At 62.0% G+C, this 25,322-nt stretch carries 20 protein-coding genes and 1 tRNA gene; 4 read left to right on the top strand and 17 right to left on the bottom strand.

Features of this window, described 5'->3' with window-relative positions; genetic code table 11:
• Positions 1 to 14: 14 nt before the first annotated feature.
• The 3 genes from L6D82_RS27355 to dibA all read right to left on the bottom strand — a co-directional run bounded on the left by L6D82_RS27355 (position 15) and on the right by dibA (position 3,453).
• Positions 15 to 1,028 carry a sulfate ABC transporter substrate-binding protein gene (locus tag L6D82_RS27355; RefSeq protein ID WP_011331904.1) on the bottom strand — a complete coding sequence of 338 codons (1,014 nt, stop codon included), beginning with the start codon at positions 1,026 to 1,028 and terminating at the stop codon, positions 15 to 17.
• Between the two features lie 132 nt (positions 1,029 to 1,160).
• Entirely contained in the window at positions 1,161 to 1,343 is a 183-nt protein-coding gene (oscA, locus tag L6D82_RS27350) for a sulfur starvation response protein OscA (protein ID WP_007952821.1), read from the bottom strand.
• A gap of 190 nt (positions 1,344 to 1,533) precedes the next feature.
• The gene (dibA, locus tag L6D82_RS27345; protein WP_085746295.1) at positions 1,534 to 3,453 is read right to left on the bottom strand and encodes a phosphodiesterase DibA; all 1,920 of its coding nucleotides are present in this window, start codon (positions 3,451 to 3,453) and stop codon (positions 1,534 to 1,536) included.
• 146 nt (positions 3,454 to 3,599) lie between these two features.
• Between dibA and desA the strand changes: the two genes are divergently transcribed.
• Positions 3,600 to 4,784: a delta-9 fatty acid desaturase DesA gene (desA, locus tag L6D82_RS27340; RefSeq protein ID WP_134021910.1), complete on the top strand. Its 1,185-nt coding sequence runs from the start codon at positions 3,600 to 3,602 to the stop codon at positions 4,782 to 4,784.
• A gap of 145 nt (positions 4,785 to 4,929) precedes the next feature.
• Positions 4,930 to 5,919, top strand: coding sequence for a GGDEF domain-containing protein (locus L6D82_RS27335; RefSeq protein WP_102687460.1), 990 nt, complete (start codon positions 4,930 to 4,932; stop codon positions 5,917 to 5,919).
• Positions 5,920 to 5,946: 27 nt separating this feature from the next.
• Here the strand turns inward: L6D82_RS27335 and L6D82_RS27330 are convergent, their stop codons facing one another.
• From L6D82_RS27330 to gabD, 3 genes are all read right to left on the bottom strand, one after another.
• The gene (locus L6D82_RS27330) at positions 5,947 to 7,158 is read right to left on the bottom strand and encodes a response regulator (RefSeq protein ID WP_236192040.1); all 1,212 of its coding nucleotides are present in this window, start codon (positions 7,156 to 7,158) and stop codon (positions 5,947 to 5,949) included.
• A 141-nt stretch (positions 7,159 to 7,299) separates the two neighbouring features.
• Positions 7,300 to 8,577, bottom strand: coding sequence for a 4-aminobutyrate--2-oxoglutarate transaminase (gene gabT, locus L6D82_RS27325; RefSeq protein WP_236192039.1), 1,278 nt, complete (start codon positions 8,575 to 8,577; stop codon positions 7,300 to 7,302).
• 186 nt (positions 8,578 to 8,763) lie between these two features.
• Complete coding sequence (gene gabD / locus L6D82_RS27320; RefSeq protein WP_129973829.1) at positions 8,764 to 10,206, bottom strand: NADP-dependent succinate-semialdehyde dehydrogenase; 1,443 nt, start codon at positions 10,204 to 10,206, stop codon at positions 8,764 to 8,766.
• A 443-nt stretch (positions 10,207 to 10,649) separates the two neighbouring features.
• On the opposite strand from gabD, the gene L6D82_RS27315 reads away from it, so the two are divergent.
• Positions 10,650 to 10,726 (top strand) — tRNA-Arg (locus L6D82_RS27315).
• A gap of 65 nt (positions 10,727 to 10,791) precedes the next feature.
• On the opposite strand, the gene L6D82_RS27310 is transcribed toward L6D82_RS27315, so the two are convergent.
• The 5 genes from L6D82_RS27310 to L6D82_RS27290 all read right to left on the bottom strand — a co-directional run bounded on the left by L6D82_RS27310 (position 10,792) and on the right by L6D82_RS27290 (position 14,644).
• Complete coding sequence (locus L6D82_RS27310; RefSeq protein ID WP_011331897.1) at positions 10,792 to 11,061, bottom strand: hypothetical protein; 270 nt, start codon at positions 11,059 to 11,061, stop codon at positions 10,792 to 10,794.
• A gap of 20 nt (positions 11,062 to 11,081) precedes the next feature.
• A complete protein-coding gene (locus L6D82_RS27305) occupies positions 11,082 to 11,696 on the bottom strand; it encodes a hypothetical protein (protein ID WP_236192038.1) in 615 nt (204 codons plus the stop codon).
• Positions 11,693 to 12,274, bottom strand: coding sequence for an RNA polymerase sigma factor (locus L6D82_RS27300; protein ID WP_039773061.1), 582 nt, complete (start codon positions 12,272 to 12,274; stop codon positions 11,693 to 11,695). Before L6D82_RS27300 ends, L6D82_RS27305 begins: the two co-directional genes overlap by 4 nt.
• Positions 12,275 to 12,303: 29 nt before the next feature.
• The gene (locus L6D82_RS27295) at positions 12,304 to 13,995 is read right to left on the bottom strand and encodes a vWA domain-containing protein (RefSeq protein ID WP_236192037.1); all 1,692 of its coding nucleotides are present in this window, start codon (positions 13,993 to 13,995) and stop codon (positions 12,304 to 12,306) included.
• A gap of 88 nt (positions 13,996 to 14,083) precedes the next feature.
• The gene (locus L6D82_RS27290; protein ID WP_236192036.1) at positions 14,084 to 14,644 is read right to left on the bottom strand and encodes a YbhB/YbcL family Raf kinase inhibitor-like protein; all 561 of its coding nucleotides are present in this window, start codon (positions 14,642 to 14,644) and stop codon (positions 14,084 to 14,086) included.
• Between the two features lie 139 nt (positions 14,645 to 14,783).
• Here L6D82_RS27290 and L6D82_RS27285 point away from each other — a divergent pair, with 139 nt between their 5' ends.
• Entirely contained in the window at positions 14,784 to 16,313 is a 1,530-nt protein-coding gene (locus L6D82_RS27285) for an FAD-dependent oxidoreductase (RefSeq protein WP_236192035.1), read from the top strand.
• Here L6D82_RS27285 and pgaD read toward each other — a convergent pair.
• The 6 genes from pgaD to L6D82_RS27255 form a co-directional block, all read right to left on the bottom strand.
• Positions 16,306 to 16,839 (bottom strand): poly-beta-1,6-N-acetyl-D-glucosamine biosynthesis protein PgaD, encoded by a 534-nt coding sequence (pgaD, locus tag L6D82_RS27280; RefSeq protein WP_074689361.1) that lies wholly within the window; start codon positions 16,837 to 16,839, stop codon positions 16,306 to 16,308. The two genes, L6D82_RS27285 and pgaD, sit on opposite strands and share 8 nt — an antisense overlap.
• The gene (gene pgaC / locus L6D82_RS27275; RefSeq protein ID WP_085746287.1) at positions 16,836 to 18,191 is read right to left on the bottom strand and encodes a poly-beta-1,6-N-acetyl-D-glucosamine synthase; all 1,356 of its coding nucleotides are present in this window, start codon (positions 18,189 to 18,191) and stop codon (positions 16,836 to 16,838) included. Before pgaC ends, pgaD begins: the two co-directional genes overlap by 4 nt.
• Before the next feature lies 1 nt (position 18,192).
• The gene (pgaB, locus tag L6D82_RS27270) at positions 18,193 to 20,190 is read right to left on the bottom strand and encodes a poly-beta-1,6-N-acetyl-D-glucosamine N-deacetylase PgaB (protein ID WP_085746286.1); all 1,998 of its coding nucleotides are present in this window, start codon (positions 20,188 to 20,190) and stop codon (positions 18,193 to 18,195) included.
• Between the two features lie 12 nt (positions 20,191 to 20,202).
• The gene (gene pgaA / locus L6D82_RS27265; protein ID WP_236192034.1) at positions 20,203 to 22,683 is read right to left on the bottom strand and encodes a poly-beta-1,6 N-acetyl-D-glucosamine export porin PgaA; all 2,481 of its coding nucleotides are present in this window, start codon (positions 22,681 to 22,683) and stop codon (positions 20,203 to 20,205) included.
• 257 nt (positions 22,684 to 22,940) lie between these two features.
• The gene (locus tag L6D82_RS27260) at positions 22,941 to 24,446 is read right to left on the bottom strand and encodes a YdgA family protein (RefSeq protein WP_236192033.1); all 1,506 of its coding nucleotides are present in this window, start codon (positions 24,444 to 24,446) and stop codon (positions 22,941 to 22,943) included.
• A gap of 199 nt (positions 24,447 to 24,645) precedes the next feature.
• Positions 24,646 to 25,281, bottom strand: a complete 636-nt coding sequence (locus L6D82_RS27255; RefSeq protein WP_085746283.1) for an NADH:ubiquinone oxidoreductase subunit N — start codon at positions 25,279 to 25,281, stop codon at positions 24,646 to 24,648.
• Between the last annotated feature and the right edge of the window lie 41 nt (positions 25,282 to 25,322).

Raw genomic sequence — 25,322 nt, 5'->3', positions numbered from 1 at the left:
TAGGCTATTGAAACTTACTGCGCCTGATAGATCTGGTCGAACACGCCTCCGTCGTTGAAGAATTTCGGCTGTGCGGTTTTCCAGCCGCCGAAGTCCTTGTCGATGGTCACCAGCTCCAGTTTCGGGAACTGCTGGGCGTACTTGGCTGCCACGTCCTTGTCACGCGGGCGGTAGAAGTTCTTCGCCGCGATTTCCTGGCCGGCCGGGCTGTACAGGTGCTTGAGGTAGGCTTCGGCGATCTGCTCGTTGCCCTTCTTCTCGGCGTTCTTGTCGACCACCGCCACCGGTGGTTCGGCGAGGATCGACAGCGAAGGCACGACGATGTCGAACTTGTCCTTGCCGCCGTCTTCTTTCAGCGCCAGGAAGGCTTCGTTTTCCCAGGCCAGCAACACGTCACCCTGACCGTTGTTGACGAAGGTGATGGTCGAGCCACGGGCGCCAGTGTCCAGAACTGGAACGTGCTTGAACAGGGTCTGTACGTATTCCTTGGCTTTGGCTTCGTTGCCGCCGTTGGCTTTCAGGCCGTAGGCCCACGCGGCGAGGAAGTTCCAGCGTGCACCGCCGGAGGTTTTCGGGTTCGGGGTAATCACCGAGACGTCGTTCTTGATCAGATCGCCCCAGTCCTTGATGCCTTTCGGGTTGCCCTTGCGCACCAGGAAAACGATGGTCGAAGTGTAAGGAGTGCTGGCGTCCGGCAGACGCTTCTGCCAGTCGGCCGGCAGGGTCTTGCCGAGTTTGGCGATTTCGTCGATGTCGCCGGCCAGGGCCAGGGTCACGACGTCAGCGCGCAGACCGTCGATCACCGCACGGCCCTGCTTGCCCGAACCGCCGTGGGATTGCTGGATTTTCACGGTGTCGCCGGCGTGCTCCGACTGCCAGTACTTCACGAACTCGGCGTTGTAATCCTGATACAGCTCGCGCGTCGGGTCATACGACACGTTGAGCAGTTCGTAATCCTTGGCAACCGCGGAACCGGCAAACACAGCACTGGCCAGGGCGGCCAAAGCGTAACGGCGAATCGACGACATGGTGAAAGCTCCTGGAATTCTTGGTGGTGGCTTTTTCTTATGGATTGCTGGAATCGGGTTGCTCATTCAACGACCGCAGCCTGTGGCAGCTTCTGCCAACAGCTCACCGCAGGAGCTGCCGCAGACTACGAATCAGGCCGGTTTGTTACCCGGTTGCTGCAGACGGAATTTCTCTTTGCGTTCGATCTGGACCACCTGGGCGTTATGCACAGTGATTTCCACCGCGCCGAAACGCAGGTCGCGCAAGGCGCTCTGGATTTCGCGCAAGATGGTGCTTTCGTCCTGACCGTCAACGCTACGCAGGGATGCGCTCATGGTGCTGCTCCTTTGTATGGGATATGCCTGGCAGTGGGCGGCACTGCGTTCGGCGTGGGAGCAATATAAGAGAGCTTTGGATATTCTTAAAAAGACTATTTAAGAATGTTTATATAACTGGAAAACATTATGTGATGCAGCAAGGGTTTGCGGCGGATTTGCCCGCCGACAAACCCGCCGCAGGCCGCCCTTAACCGATCAAGGGCGCCCGATTCCAGTCGATTTGCGCTTCCGGAACCGGCCGCCCGAACCAGTAGCCCTGCCCCAGATCACAGGCCTGGCCCAGCAGGAACGCCGCCTGTTCCGCCTGCTCGATGCCCTCGGCGTGCACCTGCATACCCATGCTGCGGGCCAGGGCGATGATCACCCGGACGATCGCCGCGTCGTCCTCGTCCCACGGCAGGCCGGCGACGAATCCCTGATCGATCTTGAGCTTTTGCACCGGCAGGCGCTTGAGCCGCAGCAACGACGAATAACCGGTGCCGAAGTCGTCGATGGCCAGACGAATGCCCAGCTCGCGCAGACGATGCATCTGCTCCAGCGCGACCTCCGGATCGTCCATGACCGCGCTTTCGGTGACTTCCAATTCCAGATAGGCCGGGTCCAGACCGGTCTCGTGCAGCACCTGCGCAACCTGCTCGTACAACTCGCGACGGGCGAACAATCGTGACGACACGTTCACTGCAACGAACGACAGCACTACTCCGGCCTGCTGCCATTGGCACATCTGCCGGCAGGCCTGCTGCATGACCCAGGCGTCGATTTCCGAGATCAGCCCGGTGCGTTCGGCAATCGGGATGAACTCCGCCGGCGACACCAGGCCACGTTGCGGATGTTCCCAGCGCACCAGCGCTTCGACGCCGATCAGGCGACTGGTTTTCAGGTCGTGTACCGGTTGGTAGTAGACCCGCAGCTCCTGCTGTTCCAGCGCGCGGCGTAATTCGAAGGCGATTTCGACCCGCTGCTGGGCGTGGGCCGTGAGTTCTTCGGTGTACAGCGCGTAACCGTTACGGCCACTGCTCTTGGCCTTGAACAGCGCCGCATCGGCGTTGCGCAACAGCTGCTCGGCGCTCAACGCATCGCTGGGAAACAGGCTGATGCCGAGGCTGGCATTGATGAACAGTTCATGGCCGTCGAGACAGAACGGCTCCTTGAGCGCATCGAGAATACGTTGGGCCAGCGCCGCCGCCTGCGCCGGCTGTGGACAACTTTCCAGCAGGACCGCGAACTCGTCGCCGCCCAGCCGCGCCAGGGTGATGCCCGGCCCGAACAACGCCTGCAAACGCGCGGCGACCGCCTTGAGCAAACGGTCACCGATAGTGTGGCCGAGACTGTCGTTGATCAGTTTGAAATGGTCCAGATCGATCATCAGCAGCGCGCAACCGCGCTTGTGGGTCTGCGCCGACGCCAGCGCCTGTTCGGCGCGGTCGCTGAACAGCAGGCGGTTGGGCAGGTCGGTCAGCGGATCGTGGTGGGCCAGATGCTTGAGTTCGTGCTCGGAATCCTTGATCGCGCTGATGTCGGAAAACACCGCGACGTAGTGGCTGAGCCGACCGTCTTCGTCGCGGATCACCCGGATCGTCTGCCACTGCGGGTAGATCTCGCCGCTTTTACGCCGGTTCCAGATCTCGCCGCTCCACTCGTCCTTGGCCTGCAAGGTGGCGAACATCGCCTGATAGAACCCCGGCGGATGGTGCCCGGACTTGAACAGGCTGGGCTGCTGGCCAATGACTTCCTCGCGCTGATAACCGGTGATTTCCATGAAGGCGCGATTGACGTGCACGATCAGCCCCTGCCGGTCCGTGACCAGCACGCCTTCGCGGGTGCAATCGAATACCGCAGCGGCCTGACGCAGGCGTTCGCGATCCGCCTGGCGTTCACGCAATCGGGCGCCGATGCCCAGGCATTCGAACAGCCGCGCCCGGGCCAGGAAGATCAACCCGGCGCTGAGCGCCACGAACAGGTAGCCGTTGATCAGTTGCCAGCGCAGCAACTCGTCAGAGCTATCGAAGAAACTGTTCAATAAATAACCAGTACCTTGCAGCCAGACCACGGCAAGGACCAGGTAAAGCAGCGCTGCACGCAAGGCATCGCGGTAAGTGGCAGACATTCGGCCGTCCATGTCCCTACAAAAATGTCGGGATTATAGGTCAAGAAACATCCAGCCATCTCTTATCTGAAAGGGCGACTGGTTTTATCTGTGTGCTTGGTGATAATGCAACGGCTGTTTTTTCTTTATCGAGGGCCCTATAGCCTATGTGGTACGAAGGTTTTCTTGGCTTGTCGGCCTGGTCGCTGGTCGCCGTCACCCTGGTGATGACCCACGTGACGATCGTTGCCGTCACGGTCTACTTGCACCGCTACTCGGCCCATCGCTCCCTGGAGCTGAATGCCGGGCTGAAGCATTTCTTCCGTTTCTGGCTGTGGCTGACCACGGCGCAGAACACCCGCGAGTGGACCGCCATCCACCGCAAACACCACGCCAAATGCGAAACCGAAGATGACCCGCACAGTCCGGTCGTCAAGGGTCTGTCCACGGTCCTGCGCAAAGGTGCCGAGCTGTACCGCGAAGAAGCGCAGAACCCGGAAACCCTGCGCATCTACGGCAAGAACTGCCCCGAAGACTGGATCGAGCGCAACCTCTACAGCCGTTACCGGCTGCTGGGCGTGGCGATCATGGCCGTCGTCGACCTGCTGCTGTTCGGCACCATCGGCATCACCATCTGGGCAATCCAGATGATGTGGATTCCGGTCTGGGCGGCCGGTGTGGTCAACGGTCTCGGCCATGCCGTCGGCTACCGCAACTTCGAATGCCGCGACGCGGCGACCAATCTGGTGCCATGGGGCATCCTGATCGGCGGCGAAGAACTGCACAACAACCATCACACCTACCCCAACTCGGCCAAGCTGTCGGTCAAGAAGTGGGAGTTCGACCTCGGCTGGGCGTGGATCCAGGTCTTCAGCTTCCTGCGTCTGGCCAAGGTGCAACGGGTCGCCCCGATCGCCCACCGCGTCGAAGGCAAGGGCAGCCTGGACATGGACACCGCCATGGCGATCCTCAACAACCGCTTCCAGATCATGGCCCAGTACCGCAAGCTGGTGATTGGCCCGCTGGTCAAACAGGAACTGGCCAAGGTCGATCATTCGGTACGCCACCAGTTCCACCGGGCCAAGCGTCTGCTTTCCCGTGAAACCAGCCTGCTGGAAGATCGCCACCACGCGCGCATCCAGAACATGCTCGAGCACAGCCAGGCGCTGAAGGTAATCTACGAGAAACGTCTGGCCCTGCAGCAGATCTGGGTCAAGACCAGCGCAAATGGCCACGACATGCTCGCCGCCATCAAGGAATGGGTACACGAGGCCGAGGCCAGTGGCATCCAGTCCTTGCGTGAATTCGCCGACCAGTTGAAAACCTACTCGCTGCGCCCAACAGCCGTCTGATGCCGTTGATCGGTGCGCCCCATTCCCGGGCGCACCCTTCGGAACTTCACCCCCGTTCCCCTATCTCAAAGACACTTCGCCACCCCCGGCGGGCTTTCCCGTGGCCGTTGTCGACTTCCCGGCACGCCCTTTGAGATTCGTGTCGATGGTCAACAACAATCAAAAAGACTCATCCCCTCCCCAGTGGCCCGAGGCCGCGCAAACCCTGATGGCATTGATGCACGCCCAGGGCGAAGTCGCCCGGCTTAGCGAACGCGAGCAGCTGTTCAGTTCGCTGCTGGTCAGCGTCAACGCCGTGCTTTGGGCCTTCAACTGGGAAACCCGTCAGGTGCTGTACGTCAGCCCCGCCTACGAACGGATTTTCGGCCGCTCCGCCGCCCTGCTGCTGGCCGACTACAACCAGTGGCGCGACAGCATCTATCCGGACGATCTGGAATACGCCGAACGCAGCCTCGCCGAAGTGCTGCACAAAGGCGCCGTGGAAGACCGCGAATACCGGATCATCGCCGCCGACGGCCAGGTGCGCTGGATCAGCGACAAGTGCTTCATAAACCGTCAGGACGAACCAGGGCAACCGGTGATCATCGTCGGCATCGCCGAAGACATCACCGACAAGAAGCAGATGGAAACCGAGCTCCAGCGACTGGCCACCACCGACGTGCTGACCCAGAGCAGCAATCGCCGGCACTTCTTCGAATGCGCCCACCGGGAATTTGAACAAGCCCGCCTGCAAGGTGCGCAAATGGCGTTCCTGCTGCTGGACATCGATGACTTCAAAGTGATCAACGACACCTACGGCCACCCGGAAGGCGACAACGTGCTGCAACGAATCGCCGAATGCGGTCGTGCCTCGTTACGCCGGGGCGACCTGTTCGGGCGGATTGGCGGTGAAGAGTTTGCTGCGGTTTTCCCGGGCTGTGCGCCGGACATGGCGATGCAGGTGGCCGAACGGCTGCAACGGGAAATTCAGCGCTTGAACTTCAACCACGGTGATCAGACGTTCGGCATCACCGTCAGCCAGGGCCTGACCAGCCTTACCCCGGAAGATGAAAGCCTCGACACCCTGTTCGCCCGCGCAGACGCGGCGATGTACGAGGCCAAACGGCAGGGCAAGAACCGGATCATTTCCGCCTGATTCAAGAGCGGATGCGCAATCAAGCCGCTATTTGCGCATCCGCATCAGCTCCGGCAAGCCGATTTTGAGCAAGCGCGCCGTGCGGCTCTTCGCCAGCTCCTCAACGCCCTCATGCTCGGTCAGCCGCGCCATCTGCGCCGCCATGTTCATCACCAGCGCCTCTCGGGAGTACACCCCGCCCCCGAGCTGATAGACCGAGGCAATCAGCTCGCGCAGTTCCAGCGGCAGGCGCCAGCGAGTGCGCAACGCCGAACCGTACGCCGCACCGAATTCGGCCAGCGCATCGCCGACTTCCTCCAGCTCGTCCAACTCGCCGCCGGCCTGCTTCCATTCCTGCAGACATCGCAGCAACGCCAGATCGCCGAGGCGATGGAGCATGCCGGCGCAGTAGCAGCGCTCCTGATCCAGATCGAGCAGCCGCGCCAAGGTGCGGGCGTACTCGGCAGTGTGCAGTGACAGGCCCCAATAGCGCTCGGCGTAGTCGGCCAGACACGGGTCGCTCAGTCGGGCACTGCGCTTGAGTGCCAGGCCAAGAATCAGGTTCATGCTCTGCCCGGTGCCCAGTCGATGCAGCGCCTGCGCCAGAGTCTGCACTGGCGCGCCATGATGCTGAGCGGCGCTGTTGGCGGCGGCAATCAACACGGCGGTGATCTGCGGATCGGTGCGAATTTCCTCTTCCAGCAGCTTCAGGTCCAGGCCGTTGGGGTTGAGGCTGCGTTTGACCGCCACCTGCACGTCAGTCATCAGCGGTGCGCCGTCGGCCTGCTCGCGGCGACGTTCGAGGAAAACCGAGAGGGTCATGCCCGGCGCCAGCGCCGGTACTTCACAGAACACTTCTTCGCCGGCATTCAGCAGCAATCCCTGCAAACGCTCGGTCAGGCTTTCCATGTTCAGGGGTTTGGCCAGGTAGGCGGTCGGCGCCAGCGGCAGGGCTTCGCGCACGCTGGCGCTGTCGTTGCGACTGCTCATCAGAATGAACGGCAGCGGCGGATTGCGTTTGCGCTGGCGGACACTGCGTAACACGCTCAAGCCATCGACGCCGGGCAACTCCCAGTCGACGATCGCCAGGTCATAGGGGACTTCGCTGAGCAGCGACATCGCCTCCTGGCCATCGGCGCACAAGTCCAGCCGCGCATCGCAGCGCACATTCAGCAACACTTGTTTGAGCAGGTCACGAGACCACGGGTCGGCCTCGGCAATCAGGACTCTCGGTACAGCGGGTAAATCGACGGCCGTCATGCTCGCCCTCCCTTGCAATGCTTGAACCTTAGCCAATGCTGGCGTTTCGGTACAACCTGAAATCCGCGCCCGTGTTTCTCCAGGCATGAAAAAACCCGCCGAAGCGGGTTTTTTGTCGATCCAATCACACGGTGCTGCGGATTACAGCTCCGAGAAGCACTCTTCGATGATCGCCAGGCCTTTGTCCAGTTGCTCGTCCGGCGAGGTCAGCGGTACCAGGACGCGCAGCACGTTGCCGTAGGTGCCGCAGGACAGCAGGATCAGGCCCTTGTCACGCGCCTTGGCCACGACGGCAGCGACTGCGGTCGGGTTTGGCTTGTGGCTGTCGCCGTTTTCGAACAGCTCGACCGCGATCATGGCGCCCAGGGCACGGACTTCGCCGATCACCGGGTACTTGGCCTGGATGGCTTTCAGGCCGGTGACCAGACGCTCGCCGACAGCTTTGCAGCGGTCCAGCAGTTTTTCTTCTTCGAACACTTCCATCACGGCCAGGGCCGCGGCGCAAGCGATCGGGCTACCGGCGTAGGTGCCGCCCAGGCCGCCTGGAGCGATGGCGTCCATGTACTCGGCCTTGCCGCACACACCGGCCAGCGGGAAGCCGCCAGCGATGGATTTGGCGAAGGTGGTCAGATCGGCAGCAACACCCATCTGTTCCATGGCGAAGAAAGTGCCGGTACGGCCAGCGCCGGTCTGCACTTCGTCAGCGATCAGCAGGATGCCGTGCTGGTCGCACAGGGCACGCAGACGCTTCATGAACTCCTTCGGCGCGACGTAGAAACCACCTTCACCCTGCACAGGCTCGATGATGATCGCGGCGATGTCTTTCGGCTCGGCGTCGTTCTTGAAGATGCGTTCGATGGAAGCGATCGAGTCGTCGATGCTCACGCCGTGCAGTTCGTTCGGGTACAGCGCGCGGAAGATGCCGCCTGGCATCAGGCCCATGCCGGCCGAGTAAGGCACGACTTTACCGGTCAGGCCCAGGGTCATCATGGTACGACCGTGGTAAGCGCCGGTGAAGGCGATCACGCCAGCGCGGCCAGTGGCGGCACGAGCGATTTTCACGGCGTTTTCAACGGCTTCGGAACCGGTGGTCACCAGCAGGGTTTTCTTGGCGAAGTCGCCCTGTACGCGAGCGTTGATTTTCTCGCACAGCTCAACGTACGGCTCATAAGCCAGAACCTGGAAGCAGGTGTGAGTCAGCTTGTTCAGCTGCTCGGTCACGGCGGCGATGATTTTCGGGTGCACGTGGCCGGTGTTCAGTACAGCGATACCGCCAGCGAAGTCGATGAATTCACGACCTTCAACGTCGGTCACGGTCGCGTTTTTCGCGGACTCGGCGAAGATCGGGTGAATCTGGCCAACACCACGTGGAACAGCTGCGGTACGACGGGCCATCAGTTCAGCGTTAGTCTTACTCATTACAGTCCTCATTCGCCGCTCATCGGGCGGCGTGGTTCAAGGATAAAGCGGGAGGAATCGGCGGTGGCAGCATGCGATGATCGACTGCCACGGCGTTCCCGGCCGCAGAGAAAATTCCGGTTTGAAACGACGCAAAGGGACAGCGCTCTCGTGCCCTTTGCGTTTACAGCGATCTTCTACCGAGGCTTAGATGCCCAGGCAGAGGTATTTGATTTCCAGGTAATCTTCGATGCCGTACTTGGAGCCTTCACGGCCCAGGCCCGAGGCCTTGATGCCGCCGAACGGCGCGACTTCGTTGGAGATCAGCCCGGTGTTGACGCCGACCATGCCGTATTCCAGGGCTTCAGCCACACGGAACACACGGCCCAGGTCGCGAGCGTAGAAGTACGAAGCCAGACCGAACTCGGTGTCGTTCGACATTGCGATCACGTCGGCTTCGTCTTTGAAGCGGAAGAGCGGCGCCAGCGGACCGAAGGTTTCTTCCTTGGCCACGGCAGCGTCTTTCGGCACGTTGGTCAGGATGGTCGGCTCGAAGAAGTTGCCTTCCATCGGCTTGCCGCCGGCCAGAACGGTTGCGCCTTTGCTCACCGCGTCAGCGATGTGCTCTTGTACCTTGGCCACGGCTTTCTCGTCGATCAGCGGACCCGTGGTGGTGCCTTCTTCCAGACCGTTGCCGATCTTCAGCTTGGCGACTGCCACTTTCAGCTTCTCGGCGAACGCGTCGTAGACCGAATCCTGAATGTACAGACGGTTGGCGCAGACGCAGGTCTGGCCGTTGTTGCGGTACTTGGAAATGATCGCGCCTTCGACGGCCTTATCCAGGTCCGCGTCGTCGAACACGATGAATGGCGCGTTGCCGCCCAGTTCCAGGGAAACTTTCTTGATGTCCTTGGCGCATTCCGACATCAGCTGACGACCGATTTCGGTCGAGCCGGTGAAGGACAGTTTGCGCACGATCGGGTTGCTGGTCAGCTCGCTGCCGATGTCGCCGGCGCTGCCGGAGACCACGCTGAACACACCTCTAGGAATGCCGGCGCGCTGGGCCAGTTCGGCCAGAGCGAATGCGGAGAACGGGGTTTGCGAAGCAGGCTTGAGCACCATGGTGCAACCGGCAGCCAGGGCCGGGCCCGCTTTACGGGTGATCATCGCCGCCGGGAAGTTCCACGGGGTGATGGCAGCGGTAACGCCGATCGGTTGTTTGATCACGATCAGGCGCTTGTCCGGCTGGTGGCCCGGAATCACGTCACCGTAGATGCGCTTGGCTTCTTCGGCGAACCACTCGATGAACGAAGCGGCGTAAACGATTTCGCCCTTGGCTTCGGCCAGTGGTTTGCCCTGCTCGAGGGTCATCAGGCGAGCGAGGTCGTCCTGGTGCTCGATCATCAGTTCGAACCAGCGACGCAGCTTGCCTGCACGCTCCTTGGCGGTCAGTGCACGCCAGGCCGGCAACGCCTTGTCGGCGGCTTCGATGGCGCGGCGGGTTTCGGCAGCGCCCATCTTCGGCACGGTGCCCAGAATCTCGCCGGTGGCCGGGTTGTTGACCTTGATCGTCTGACCGCTGTCCGCGTCGACCCATGCGCCATCGATGAAGGCTTGCTGGCGGAACAACTGGGTGTCTTTAAGCTGCATGTCGGCTTTCCTTAACAGCACCGCGCAAGGCGCGGAGCAAAATTATGATTGTAGAAAGGCGCCTCGCAAGGCTGCCGTCAGGGAAATCATTCACCGGGCTGGCACATCAATAGCGCACGACTCAAAACGCGTGCGGCTCAGCACCTGGATAAGGAGCGTTTGAAATCTCAAACGAATCCTAGGTTCAAAGGGGTTGAAGGACAATAGGGCGTTCGAAAAAAAGAACAAAAACGCCGCAATTGCTGAACATTTCAGATCAACGTACCAACAGCTCGGGTCGCAGGGAAACCATAGAACAGCCTCTCAAAAGCGCCAAGCGAGCCTTTTGCAGGACGTTACAGCTTTATGGAATGCAGTGCTTTTCAACCGACATGCGCACTGAGAATACGCACCAAAACCCGGCATGGACGCCCCGAGCCGACCTAGGTATGATGTCGCCCGCTGCACCAGTAGCTCAGCTGGATAGAGTACTGCCCTCCGAAGGCAGGGGTCGTGGGTTCGAATCCCGCCTGGTGCGCCATGAACAAAACGAAAAAGCCCCGGACTGCAAGGTCCGGGGCTTTTTTGTGCCTGCTGGCTGGCGACTCACTCCGTCGTCCAGTCAAACTCGTCGTATTCATCATCGTCTTCTTCGTCCTCGATCAAGTCATCATCGAGAACGTCTTCCTCCAGATCCTCTTCGGCCTGCTTGGCCAGAAGAAACTCCTTGCGACTCTCCGTCACTGCCCGCCGCAGTTCCTCACCCTTCACCGGGCAGTTGAGCATTTGGGCGATGCGGTCGATTTTTTGGGCCACGGCATCCTCCAGCGCATCGGCAATGACCCGATAGTGCGCGTTTTTGCGGGTCAATGCCAAATGGCGGATGGCTGATACGGTCAGTTCTTGCGGATTTTTTCCAGCCGCAGGTCGAGATTCACGTTCGGGTAGCGCTTGTGCAGGTTGTTGAACAGGCTGTCGGCCGCTTGCGACTGGCCGGACTGGCGCAGGCGCAGGACTTCGCGCAGTTGCTCGTCGAGACCGTTGACCGGGGCGGCGGCGCGCTTGCTGACCTTGGCTTCGTCTGCCGTGTCGGCGCTGATCGATTCGCTCTGCATCGGTGCAGCCATTTCCGCCATTGGCGCGGGAGCCATTGCGGGTGCAGGCGCGGAAAGTGCGCCGGCGGGAGCCGACAGCGATCGGGCCTCCTGGCGCGCCACGGGCGCAGCCGGTTTGGCAGCAGGGGCGAAATCGTATTGAGCCACGGGTTCCGGCGCGCGTTGCACCAGCGACAGCATCAGCGCGATGCCGACCAGACTGGCAAAGGCCACCTGGTAGCGCGGTTGCTGGCAGGCCTTGAGCCAGCGTTGCCACAGGCTCTGCCGTGGTGCCGGGGTTTCTCGGCGGGCGGCGTTGAGGATCAGCGCATCAAGATGCGCCGGCGGCTCGGCGTTGTGCTGTTCGCGCACGTGCTTGAGCAGTTGCTCTTCGGGTGTCGGGCGGACGTCCGTCATGTCAGTACCTCCTCGGCCAGCAGCCGACGCAGTTTTTGCTGGGCGTAGCGCAAGCGGCTCTTGACGGTTTCCAGCGGTGTTTCGGTGAGGCTGGCGATTTGCGCCAAGTCGAGATCGCCGTGAGCGCGCAGCAGGAACACTTCGCGCTGGTCGGCGGGCAAGGATTGCAGGGCGCTCTCCAGGCGCTGGCTGTCGCGGCTGAGGTTGAGCAATTGTTCGGGATCGGAGGCGTCGTCGCTGACGGCGTGGAATTGCTCGTCGTAGCTGTCATGCAGCGGTTGCCGGGCGCCGTGTTTGCGCCAGTGGTCGATCAGGCGATTGCGGGCAATCTGGAACAACCACGTACGAAAGGTCGCCCGGCCTTGTGGCTGACTGGCACTGCGGATCAGGCTCAGCCAGGTCTCCTGGAAAACCTCATCGGCTAGTTCCGGTTTGCCGCTCAAACCGAGCAGAAACCGGTAAAGGCTCTGGCGATGGCGCGCGTACAGGATCTCGAACGCCTTGCCGTCACCCTCGCGATAACGGGCCAGCAGCGATTCGTCGCTGCTGGCCTCAAGGCTGTCTGCAGAAGCAAACAGCTGTGTGATGAAGACTTTGAGGCGGCTCACTATTCAATCCGTCGCTCAGTGGAGATTACGTTGGAGGCGGTGGAGGTACGCAGGCTTTGCGCCAGTTCAACCAGTTGCACGAACTCGTTGCGCAGGCCGAAGCGGTCATCGCCACGGGCACCTCGGGCCAGGGCTTCGGTGTCCTTGAGGCTGAAATCGCCAGTGTAGCGACCGTCCTTGAGTTGCTGGGAAAACGCGGCGACGGCGGCAGCAAAGCGCAGGTCTTCACTGGCCGGCGCAACCTGATTGGCAATCGGCCGCTCGATCAGCAGACTTTTCCCACCCTCAGGCTTTTGATATCGCACACGCAGCATTGCCAATTCTCCTTTCTTCTCGGAAACCACTGCATCGGTTTTTCCGTAACGCAGCGGTTCCAGCCAGCCCTTCTCGCCTGTCGGGACAATTTCATACAACGCCGTCACCGTATGGCCTGCACCGATTTCACCGGCATCGACCTTGTCATTGCTGAAATCCTCACGCTTCAACGCGCGGTTTTCATAACCAAGCAACCGGTATTCGCTGACCTGCGCCGGGTTGAACTCGACCTGCAATTTGACGTTTTTCGCCACCACGGCGAGGGTCGAACCGAGTTGATCCACCAGCACCTTGCGCGCTTCGCGCAGGTTGTCGATGTAGGCGTAGTTGCCGTCACCGGCATCGGCCAGTTGTTCCATCAGGTGTTCATTGTAGTTATCCACACCGAAACCCAGAGTGGTCAGGGAAATCCCGGTCTTGCGTTTATCCACAGCCATTTGTTTCAGACTGTCGAAGTCGCTGATGCCGACGTTGAAGTCGCCGTCGGTGGCCAACAGGATGCGGTTGATGCCTTTGGGGATGAACGCCTGCTGCGCCATCTGATAAGCCAGCTCGATGCCTGAAGCGCCGGCGGTCGAGCCACCGGCGGTCAACTGCTCGATGGCTGTGCGAATTTTCGCCTTTTCCCGTCCGGAAGTCGGCTCCAGTACCACTCTGGATTCGCCGGCATACACCACCAGCGACACCCGATCCTGCTCGCGCAATTGATCGACCAGCAACTTCAGGGTGCTTTTGACCATCGGCAAGCCTTCACGGCGGTCCATCGAGCCGGACACATCCACCAGAAACACCAGATTGGCCGGGGCCAGTTCCGCCACCGCGCGGTCGAAGGCCTTGATGCCGATACGCAGCAAGCGGGTGTGCGGGTTCCACGGTGAAGCGGCCAGTTCGGTAGTCACGCCAAAGGGCGAGCCATCGCTCGGCAACGCGTAGTTGTAGGGAAAGTAATTGACCATCTCCTCCAGCCGCACCGCGCCTTCCGGCGGCAGTCGACCCTGATTGAGCAGGCGCCGCACATTGGCGTAGGCGCCGGTGTCGACGTCGGCGCTGAAGGTCGAGACCGGGGTTTCGGCGACGCTGTGGATCGGGTTGTCGGCCAGCTTGGCGTACTGCTCGCGTTGTTCGTCACGATAGCCTTGTGGATAACTTTCACTGGCCGGCATCGGTGCAAAACGGGCGATCGGCGCCGCCAGTGCACTGCGTTTGGCCATCGCGCTATCGGCCATGACCGCTTCAGGCTGCACGGAAGATTTCAGTTCGGTCTGCGCCGGAGGCGGCGCGACGGTGGTTTCCGGGCTGGAGGAAACGCCGCAACCGGCAACCACCAGCAACACACTGGCAGCAAGGGGGCGCAGAAGCGTGGAAGGAAGGGACATGGGGGCTGACCTCGGGGATGAATTTATCCATTCATCCCCTGAGACGGGCAGCCCTGTCAGTTCGGGTTAAACCTCGCCGAAATTTTTTTCAGCGGTGATAACGCCGCACCGCACTGCTGTTGCGCAGCACGTGGCCTTTGATTTTTTCCATCAGCTGGGCGCGGGTCAGGCCGGCGGGCAAGGCGTCCGGGGCCAGATCCAGGGCGTAGATCTGGATGATGTAGTGGTGCGCGCTGTCGCCCACCGGTGGGCACGGGCCGACGTAGCTGGTGGTGCCTTTGCTGTTGGTGCCACCGACGCCTTCGAGGGCCGATTTGGCTCCGACACCGGCCGGAATCTGCCGGGTCGTGGCCCTGATCCCGTAGTGAACCCAGTGATCGACGCCCGCGCCTTTCTGGCCGTCCGGATCGTGCATGACGATGGCGTAGCTCAGGGTTCCGCTCGGGCCGGCATTCCAGCTCAGGGCCGGCGACTGGTTCTTGCCACCGCAGCCGGCCGCATCGCTGGCCGCCGCCGAGGTGAACAGGCGGTTATCCGACACACCGGGAATGCTGAGGGTGAAACGCTCCTGGGCCTGCGCCGGAAACTGCACGCAAAGGGCGACGGCAACGGCCGCCAGCCAAGGGTTGAGAGAGGTCAATCGGGTCATTCCGGGAGCACCTTGTGCAGTTGGGCCTTCGTCGGCCTGCAAACTATAGCCGTACCGTTCGTGCCGTGGCAGTGGGAAATGGCTGAACCTCGCAATGCGGCCCAAACTCGTAAGAGAAATGCCTGTGAGGAGCACGACCATGACCCTGCACCGTGTCGCCCGTTTCGCCGATGTGCCTGAAGACCGTGGGCTGGAGGTGCAGATTGGCGACTGCAAGATCGTCCTGCTGCGCGCCGCCGGCCAGTTACGCGCCTTTCAGGGGCAATGCCCGCACGCCGGCGCGCCGCTGGCGGAAGGTGCGTTGTGCCACGGCCGGCTGATCTGCCCGTGGCACAAGGCAGCCTTTCGCGCCGAAGATGGCGCCCTGTGCGAACCTCCGGCGCTGGACAGCCTCAAGCGCTATCCGCTGGAACTGCACGGCGACGAGGTGTGGGTCGATGACCAGCCGTTGCCGGATCCGCACACTCCGCCGCAGGACGATCCGCGCACCTTTGTCATCGTCGGCGCCGGTGCCGGGGGAACGGCCTGCGCCGCCGCCCTGCGGGAAAAAGGCTTCGGCGGGCGGATCGTGCTGATCGACCGCGAGCCGGACGCCGGCTACGACCGCACGGTGCTGAGCAAATTCGTGCTGTCCGGGGAAATGCCGCCGCCGGAAACCCCGCCCCTGCGCGATGACGATTTTTACCGCGAACAGCACATCAACCGGGTTTCAGGCGAGGTCACCGGGCTCGATGCCGATACCAAAACCCTTCACCTGAGCGATGGCCGCACACTGCATTACAACGCGGCGGTACTGGCCACCGGTGCAACGCCAAACGCGCTGAAACTGCCCGGCGCCGACCTGCCCCAGGTGTTTGTCCTGCGCTCCAAAGCTCAGGCGCAATCCATCATGGACGCCGCCCAACCCGGTCAGCGCGCGGTGATCATCGGTGACAGTTTCATTGCGCTCGAATGCGCTTCGGCCCTGCGCCAGCACGGTCTCGAGGTGACGGTGCTGGCGCGCCATGCGATTCCCTTCGCGGCGCAATTCGGTGAAGCCGTCGGCAAGGCGATCCGTGCGCTGCACGAAGAAAACGGCGTGAAATTCATCACTGATCACGAAGCCAGGAAGATCACCGGCGACGGCAAGGTCGAGGCGGTGTTGCTCGACAACGGCCTGCGCCTGTCGGCGGATCTGGTGTTGGCGGGAATCGGCGTGCATCCAGCCACCGAAGCGTTCAGCGACTTGCCGCGCGAGGACGATCAATCACTGTTGGTCGATGCCAGCCTGCGCGTCGCGGACAGTCTGTGGGCCATTGGCGATATCGCCACCTTCCCGCTGAACGGTAAACCGCAACGCATCGAACACTGGCGCCTGGCCCAGCAGCACGCGCGAATCGCCGCCGCGAACCTGCTCGGTGGCGATGAGCATTACCTCGACGTGCCGTATTTCTGGACCTGGCATTTCGGCCGCAACTACGACTATCTCGGCCACGCCGAGGCGTGGGATGCAGTCGAATTCATCGGCGAACCCGAACAGCCGCCATTTATCGGGCTGTTCGGGAGCAAGGGCGTGGTGGTGGCGGCGGTGGCCTGTGAGCAGGAACGGGCGATGGCGCTGCTGGCCGAACGCATGAAGCAACCGCTGCCGATGGAGGAAGCTTGGCGGCTGATTCGCGCCGTCAGGTGATCCGGTTCAGCGGCTCGCGGTTGTCGTCGTCCTCGGCGTGCAGAAAGATCACCCGAGGATGCTCCAGCGGGGCCAGCGGTGGCGGAAGCTCCTGCGGCTGAACCGGCCACAGATGCGGCACCACATGACTGACATCGCCGTCCTGATCGTTGTGGATGGTCATCACGCCCGGCCCGCGCAGCTTCTGAAAGCGCTCGTCGCACAGTTTGAAGCTGCGGCTCAGCCCCTCATCGTCGACCACCGGGGACGGCAGGCGGCGTTGAGCGAAGCTTCGGCTCTTGCGTTGCTGATAGCGCGCCCAGCCGATCAGGATCACCGCGTTGACCAGCGCCACCCACAGGTAAATCTGCAAGGTGCCAAGGGCTTCGAACGCCGAATTGTCGATGCGCGGCCCGCCTTCGTGGGTCTCGATCAGCGGCCATAAACCCCGCGCCAGCAGATACAGCAGACCGATCCAGGCCAGCACCGTGAAGAACGCATCGACCACCACCAGAAACGGCCGTTGGCGGGTCCGGATGATTTTCATTTGATAACCTCCTCTTCATCGTCCCCGAGCGGCTTGATACCCCGGTCGGGACTGACCCAGCGCGCACGCTTCTGGTGTTGGCCGAACAATACTTTGGGGAAACTGACCAGCGTGGTCAGCAGGCTGACGAACCAAAACGCAATCGGATACCAGACCACCCAGAACATGGTCTTGCCCAGGCCCGGTTCGTAACGACGGTCAATGATGATGCTGACCGCGAACTGCACCAGGCAGACAAACGCAAGCAGCAGACCGGTAAACGCCGGGGGCATCAGGTGATCGACGGCAATGGCTTCAGGCATGACCACGAACTTGCCGACGCCCCAGAAGATCACCGACAACAGGAAGGTGAACGCCCAGCCGGTCGACAGGCAGTATTCGAACAGCAGCGGCCACAGGTAACGGTGACGGTACTGCCAGATCCCGCGGATGTTCTTGAACAGCACTTCGGCACCGCCCTGGGCCCAGCGCAGGCGCTGCTTCCACAGACCGCGCAGGGTTTCCGGCATCAGGATCCAGCACAGGGCACGGGGCTCGTAGAAGATGCTCCAGTGATCCAGTTGCAGCTTCCAGCTGATGTCGATGTCTTCGGTGATCATGTCCGGGCTCCAGTAGCCGACCCGGTTCAGCGCGGTGCGGCGGAACGCGACGATCACACCCGACACGGTGAAGATTCGCCCGAACACCCGCTGAGTGCGCTTGATCAGCCCGATGATCGACGAGAACTCACCAACCTGAACCCGCCCGACCAGGGTCGAACGCGTGCGGATTCGTGGGTTGCCGGTCACCGCACCCAGTCGTGCGTTGTCCAGCATCGGCGCCACCAGATAAGCCGCAGTGTTCGGCGCCAGCAGCGCGTCACCGTCGATGCACACCAGATATTCGCTGCGCGCCGCGATGGCGCCCATGCGCAGGGCCACGGCCTTGCCCTGGTTTTCCGCCAGGTGCAGCACGCGCAGCCGCGGGTCTTCCTTGGCCAGCGCATCCAGCACTTCGGCGGTGTTGTCCTTGGAGCCGTCGTTGATCGCGATGACTTCGATGTTCGGGTAGTGCTGCGCCAGCGCCGCGTGGATGGTGTCGGCGGCGTTGTCGCCCTCGTTGTAGCAAGGGATCAGGATCGAAATCAGCGGTTCGCCTTCCAGCGGTGGCGGCAGGGTGTCGTCCTTCCACGGCCAGTGCCGCTCCCAGTGCAGCCAGAAATACAGGCCACCGGAAATCCACAACCCGGACATGAACAGCGGGTAGAAGAACACGAAGTCCATCAGGAATTGCCCGGTGACCAGGAAGATCAGCCCCAGCGGGACGCCGAGGACGATCGCCAGAACAAGCAGGGCCAGCAGTCTATCCAGCATGTCATGGGTTCCATTTGTTGGAGAGTGCAGGCCGCACGGTTTTCAGGTCCGGCAGGTTCTCGAGAAAGTTGTCCGGGTAGTAGCCGAAACTGGTGGCGCCCTGACGCTTGAGGCGGCTCATCCAGTCGGCCAGTTGTGCGCCGTCGATGTCGGCCTGGTCTTTTTTCGTCCAGTCCCGGGCCTGCAGTTCGAACACCGTGCGATCCAGCGCACCGGGGCGCTGTTTGATCTTCGCCACCAGCGCTTCGAGCCACGGGCCGGATTGCGCCTGGGTCTGTTTTTCCATGAGCGGCATGGCCATCGGCGCCGTCCAGTCGTAAGTCCCGAGGAAGTCGTCGAGGTTCTGCGCGAACCACGCTTCGCTGTGCGGATTGAGCACCGGCTCGGCGAAGATGTTGCGTGCGGTGAGCACTTGCGGGCCACGAATCGCGCGCACCTTGGCGGTCAGTTCGTTGGTGAAGTCGATCAGGTAGCGGCTCTTGAAGCGCGTCCAGCGCTGCATCGCCGCCGGATCGTCACGCAGAGCGGCGATCGAGCCCGGCAGGCCGTTGGCGGCATAGGCCTTCAGCGCCTGAGGGCCGGCGTCTTCGAAGTCCGAGAGCACTGCGTCGTCGTGGTAGAGAATGCCGTCGACCGAAGTCAGGCGCGCCACGTCTTCGTAGATCTCGCCAATGATCCGCCGTACCTCGGGATCGAACGGCGACAGGCGCTTGTATTGATCCGGATCGACAGCGCTCGTACCCGTCTTCGGATCCCAGCGCGTTACCCGTGGCAGCTTCGAATCCAGTTCGAAACTCAGCACCGGCATCCAGGCGAAAACCTTCACATGAGCCCGGGTGCGCAATTGCCAGGCGACGCGGTCGAACAGGTCGGCGCGCATCGGCAGATGACGGTTCGGGAAGTACAGCGAATGCACCAGGCCATCGCCCTTCGGATCGGCGAAGGCTTGCAGGAACACGGTGTTGGCGCCCATGTCGGCCATGCGCTGGATCAGTTTGCCGAGGTTGATTTCCTGCTGCGCCGGATCCGGGTCGTAGACGTTGTCCAGATCCACATGCACGACGCGCATGGTGAAATCCGATTGCACGCCGACCACGCTGTTGGCGAAGTGCTCGCCATCAGGGTCGGAAGCCACCAGGAAACGCGGCCCGCTCATCAGGTTGTCGAGGGCATCGAGACCGTCATCGAGGGTCAGGGCCATTTCGTAGCCTTCCTCACTCACCACGGTCAGCGACGTGCCGTCCGCCGTCCCGTAAGGCCAGACCCAGACGCGCGGTTTCTTCCCGGTGTTCTTGCGGATCTTCTCCGAGATCGCCTGCACGTCGGCGCGGATCCGCGCCTGGAAATCGGCTTCGGATTCGTAGCGTTTGCTCACTGGATCGTAGCGTCGGGTCGCGGCCGCCGGCTGCAGGTTGCCTTGCGGGTTGGCGAGGATGCCTTTGTGGCTGGCGTCGGTGTGAGCGGCGATTTCCACCAGGCCCGATTGCGAGATTTCCCGCACCTGAGCCCAGGTCAGGAAGTCCGAGCGCGGACGCGGCGTGCCAGCGAAGTCCACCGGTTGGTTCAGCGGCGTATCTATCCAGGTGCCGACCGGCGCCAGCAGCGCATGCCAGTTGTAGGCGCGCAACACCGGCAGTACGCGGGTGTAGAAGCTTGAGTAACCGTCGTCGAAGCTGAGCAGGATCGCCTTGGGCGGCAGTTCCGGCCCGCCTTTGCGCGCGGCCATGATCTGGTCGACCGTCACCGGTTTGTAGTTGTTCTCCCGCAACCAGGCGAGCTGTTCGAGCAGGCGCTCGGTGCGCACCGCCACCACTGCCTGATCGGGATCACGGTCTTCGACGTCGTGGTAGGCAATGCCCAGCACGTGGTTTTTCGGCCAGGGCTTTTCATTGGCTGCCAGCGGTCGCTCGGACGGCGGCACGAAGGCCGGGGCTTGCTGGGCGCAGGCGCTGACCAGCAGCACTCCCAGCAGAAGGATGAAACGCGAAATCAAAGGCATCTTCAAACTCTTCTAGAAGCGGAAAGTGAGGTCGACGAGCAGACGCAGATCGGTTTCCCGGTCACCGTCGTAGGGCCGGTTGATCACGCTGAACAAACCGCCCACCTCGAACACGTCGTTCCAGGCGTAGCGCTGGCCGTAACCGAGCAATGCCATGCCGCCGGTGCCGTGATCACGCTGGCTGTAAGTCCCCGCGCCGGCCTGGAATTGCTGGCTCCATACCGTTTCGTAGCGGTGGTACAGCATGTGATTGACGTTCAGCAGCGGCATGACGCTGAAGTCCGACTTCGGGTTGAAGTACGGCACGTCATCGGACTTGGAGTTGTGGCTGGTGCCCACTTCCAGGCCCGCGTCGACTTGCAGGTTCGGCGCGCTGTAGACGCCCTCTTTTCCGGTCAGCAAGGCTTCGACGCGATTGTTGCCGTCGCTGAAGTGCGACGGGCTGACCGCCAGCCGCCACTCGCGGCTCTCGTTGGCGCGCCAGCGGATGAAACCGCTGCCGCCGTTGGCCTTGATGTCGCTGTTGAGAGCCCGCAGCGGGGTCTCGGCCGACAGGTATTCGAGGCTGCCGCCGTATTGCCAGTGATCGTCGATGTCGCGGGCAATCGCCAGACGCGCGCCCTGCTTGTCACCGAAACCATAGGAATGATTCGACACCTCGGCTTCAAGGGTCATGTCGCGGGTGCGACGCTCCAGACCGACACGCTGGAAGCGGTGGTGGCCGGTGCCTTCGGCAAAATCGCCGGTGGCGTATCCGGCCCCGGCGAACACCCGCCAGTCTTCATCGATCGGCGGGCTGTAAAGCGTGGTCTGGATGCCGAAATCGCGGCTGCCGGAGACCGCGCCTGCATCGCCACCGCTGCCTCCGTTGGCCTTGCCGCCATAGGCTTCGACGCGCAGCTCGGACATGTCGTGCACTTCGCGTTCACGGGCCAGACGCTGGACCTGACGGTTGTCAGGAAAGCGCGCCACCACGTCATCGGTCAGCGCATCCATCTGCCGCCATTCCTGCAAGTCCATGGCGGTGCGGGCCTGCGCGACTTCGAGGCCCATGTCGCGCGGCGCGATGCTCTCGGTTTCCTTGAGCTGGTTTTCCGCGCGGCGCGGCCAGTTACGGGCCAGGTATAGATCGGCCTGGGCCAGGCGCAGGCCGATGTTGCCCGGCGCCTGATCCACCAGGGTCTGCAAACGTTCTTCGCCGTGGGGCAGGTCGGAACCGTAAGTTCCGGCCTGCGCCGCCAGTTGCTGGGCGTCCATCCATTCGTCGTTGGGGTTGCCGATCGGCAGGCCCTTGAGTTCGACGCGCGGCTTCTGCGCCCTGGCCTGATCTTCAGCGACTTTGCGCGCCTCTTCGGCGCGGTCGCTTTCCAGCAGCGCGTAATACAGCGCCGTGGTGTCTTCGAGTCGGTCGCCGACATCGGCGTCCGGCGCTGCCAGCACCTGACGGTAAAGATCGGTGGCGATTTCCGGCTGGCGCTGATCCAGATAGGACGCCGCCACCCAGCGCAGGGCGTAGGTCGGGATCTTCACGCCTTCGGCTTGCAGCTTCTGGTATTCGCTGATGACTTCGGCGGTGCGCGCCCGGGCCTTGAGCGCGCCCATGCGGTCGATGCGCCAGCGGGTCACGTCGTCGTGGGCCGTAGAGTCCGGGGTCCAGGTGGCGAGCAATTGGTCGTAGTCGGCCAGGGCGCGGTCGGCGATCACGTAGCGTTCTTTTTCGCTGCGGGTGGCCAGTTCGGCGAGTCGCACGCGTTCCGCAGCCAGATCGCCTTCAAGACGGCGCAAGGTGACGGGATCGATCAGCCCTGGACGCTGTTTGGCCAGCCGCAGTGCCGGCTCCGGCAGACGCGCCTTTTGCAGGGCGACCACGTATTCGCGAGCGACCTCGGGTTTGTTGCCGGCGCGAACGAAAGCCTGGTCGTATTCGAACAGCGCGTCGTATGGCTTGCCGGCGCGATTCAGGGCGTAGCCCAGCGCCAGTCGGCGGGAAGGATCATCGGGTTTGGCGGCGACCAGCGAACGGGCGCGGATCACGCCTTCGTCAGGCTTGCCGGAATCGGCCTGGGTCAGCGCCAGACCGAGTTGAAGGTCGGCGTTATCCGGCTCCAGCGTCAGGGCCTTGTTGTAGACCTCGATCGCCTGATCCCAGCGCTTGAGGTTGCGATAGGCCCGGGCTGTGGCGGCCAGCGCCTGAACCGGCAGTGCCCGGCCACGACCCTGAGTCTCGTAGACCTGCACCACTTCGGCGTCGAGACCGGCCCAACCGGCGATTTGCAGGTGATCGCTGACATGGCCGGTGGTGGCCTGGGCCGGCGGCACCTGACGCAAAACGGTCAGCGCGGGTGTGTAATGCCCGGCCCGGGCGTCGAGCACCATTTGATCGTAGGCCGTATCGGCGTACGCGAAAGCCGGCCAGAGCAACTGGCTGCACAGCGCGACTCGAAACAAAGGGCGTAAACCACGATGTAATACAGGAACATCAATACGCGGCATTCGTCAGCATCCTTACATGGCCAGCCGGGTAGCAGTGCCCCCCCCTTGCCCAATTCGTAACGGAGGCCAAGTAGATCACCTGGCCAAGCTATCCAAGCAGTCTTGCACGCAAGCGTAGATCAATATTCAGAACACAATAATTGTTCAGATTCGTGACGATGACTGGCCCCGGCTAACTGTTAACCCGGATGCCAGACAGCAAAACGCCCGGCGTCTGCGGGTGCAGAGGCCGGGCGTTTCGGTGACGCGCGAGGCGTTTACTGAGGCTGTTCGATACTGCCGAACTTGCTCATCAGGAAGCCCACGAACTGCTCGACGGTCATCTTCTGGCCGTTGAATTCAACCTGATTGGCGGCGTAATGCAGCTTGGTGACAACGTTGGTGCCATCCAGTGTCGCCAACTGCGAACCAACGGCCATGCCGGCGAACATGTCGGCGCCAGCACTGGCCTGGTCAACGATGGCCTTGGCATCGGTCTGGCCATCGATTTGCGCCTGCACGCTGAGCAGGTCGACCAGCATCGGCTTGGACACCAACACATTGATGTCCAGCAGCGCGATCAACTGTTTGCCCAGTTGATCCGGTGGCAGGTCCATCGATGCAGGCTTGGTCAGATCAAGCACCAGATTCGCCCGGCTTTCGCCGTTGGCGGTTTTCAGCGACAGGTCTTCCAGCGCCAACTGCGGCCCGGCTGCCAGCAGTTTCTGCAGGTCGGCCTTGACCTGGGTCGACTCGGCCTCGGTCAGGTTCAGCTCCGGTGCCGGCAGGCCGGCGGCGGTGGCTTCGGCAGCGGCTTTTTCGTATGGCTGCAGCTTGGTCTGGTAGATCTGCATCAGCGACATGGCCGACGGGATGTCGAGGTTTTTCAGGCTCATGGCCAGATTGGCCGAACCGATCTTCTTGTCGTTGAGGGTTACTTCAGCGACCTTGTAGTCGGCACGGCCGGAGGCGTTGCTGCCGTTCTCTTCGGTACGGTTCTTCATTTCGAAGTTCTTCACGCCCAGCACCGATTGCTTGGCGCCGAAGGTGGTTTTGCTGGCGGTCAACTCCAGGGTGTTTTCGCCGGTGTAGTAGCCGTAGGTGCTCTTGGCGAGGTTGCTGGCCAGGGTCAGGCCATTGAGTTCGATCTGCACCGGCGTCTGGTCTTCGGCGACCGTGGTCAGGTGCAGGCTGTCCATGTAGCCGTCGGCCTTGACCTTCTGGGCCTGAGCGCTGGCGGAAATATCCATGTTCAAACCGGAAAACTTCAGGTTCGATTTTTCATCCAGCGCAGTTTCCAGTGGCAGCAGTTCGAGGTTGCCGGTGGTGGACTGGTCGTAGCCGATGTTGACCACACCTTTGAGCGGCGCCGCGCCCTTGGTGGCGGCAAACCATTTTTCGGTGATCGGGGTCTTTTCCAGTTCGTAGTGACTGGTGGCCATGACCGGCAGCCATTTCAGCGACACCAGTCGCGAGAACGGCAGCGGGCCGTGTTCGATGTGATCGACGAACAGCAACTCGACCGGCGTCTCGCCGAACATTTCACCCTCGCCCTTGAGGCGATAGTGCGCGGTGCTGCTGAAGGTGTTGCGCTCAAGCGATACCAGCTCCAGCGATGCACTGCCGTTGGAGCCGGCCATGGCGGTCTGCAACTCGCTGTTGGCGTTGGCGACGGCATTGTTCAGCACGCCTTCGATTTTGGTGCCCGTGTACCAGGCCCCGCCTACGCTGATGGCGCCAATGGCCACAACAATTCCGAGAAGCACGCCTGCTGATTTATTCATGAATGACCTGATCGATTTCCGTGGCTGAAAGTGTGGTCGTCTTCCCTGAACCCGTGACCGGGCCGTGGCGCGACTCCGCTGAATTTAGCGGTGGAGATTAGCACTGGCAGTGCGACGCGGCCCAATGTTTAAAGGTTAAAGAATGTCCACGAGACATGGACAAACAAAAAGATCGCCGGGTTCGGCGATCTTTTAATGATCAGGAATATTGCACCTCGATCTCGTCGAGCTGATGGTCGAAGCTTTTCAGCCGTGCGGTCCAGGTGTACACCAGCACTTCGAAATCCCGGTCGATCACCGTCCCGCCCGGCCCGTCGCTGCGCGGGTCGCAGAAGTCCAGTTGATAACGCTCGCGGGCCATGGCGGTTGCGACGTCCGACAGTTCGCGGGCGTTGTTGAGCCAGTGCCAGCCGTCGCCGGCGACTTGTCGGTCGAGGGCCAGACATTGTTTTTTCAGGGCTTCGAGGCTTTTTTCCAGCGGCGTGCCGGTGAGCTCGCCCATGACTTCGGCGAAGGTCCGCCCCGGTTGCCAGTAGCCGCCCCAGAAGTAGCGGTCGAATACGGTTTCGACTTTGCGCAGCGCGACCTTGGTGTCCCAGATCAGCAGCAATGTCTTGCTTTGCTCGAGCTGGCGTTTCTTGAGTCGCTGGGTCTGCACCAGCGCCGACGCCACGACCACGATCGCCATGACCGCGATCAGCGCCACGGTGCTGTCGAGGAAGACCATTGCCTTGTCGATCTGGTGGGCCAGCATGATGCCGTAGAAATAGGTGGCCGACAGCAGCACCAGGGCTACCAGGGCGCACCAGAAGCCGAGAGCGTAAGGGTTTTTCATTATTGGTTTCCCCTAGACCTGCGCTAGCGATGTGCACTGAA

The sequence above is a fragment of the Pseudomonas paraglycinae genome (assembly GCF_021601625.1).
Taxonomy (GTDB): domain Bacteria; phylum Pseudomonadota; class Gammaproteobacteria; order Pseudomonadales; family Pseudomonadaceae; genus Aquipseudomonas; species Aquipseudomonas paraglycinae.
Note: the sequence above shows the minus strand (reverse complement) of the source record. Positions and strands in the feature narration are given on the sequence as shown.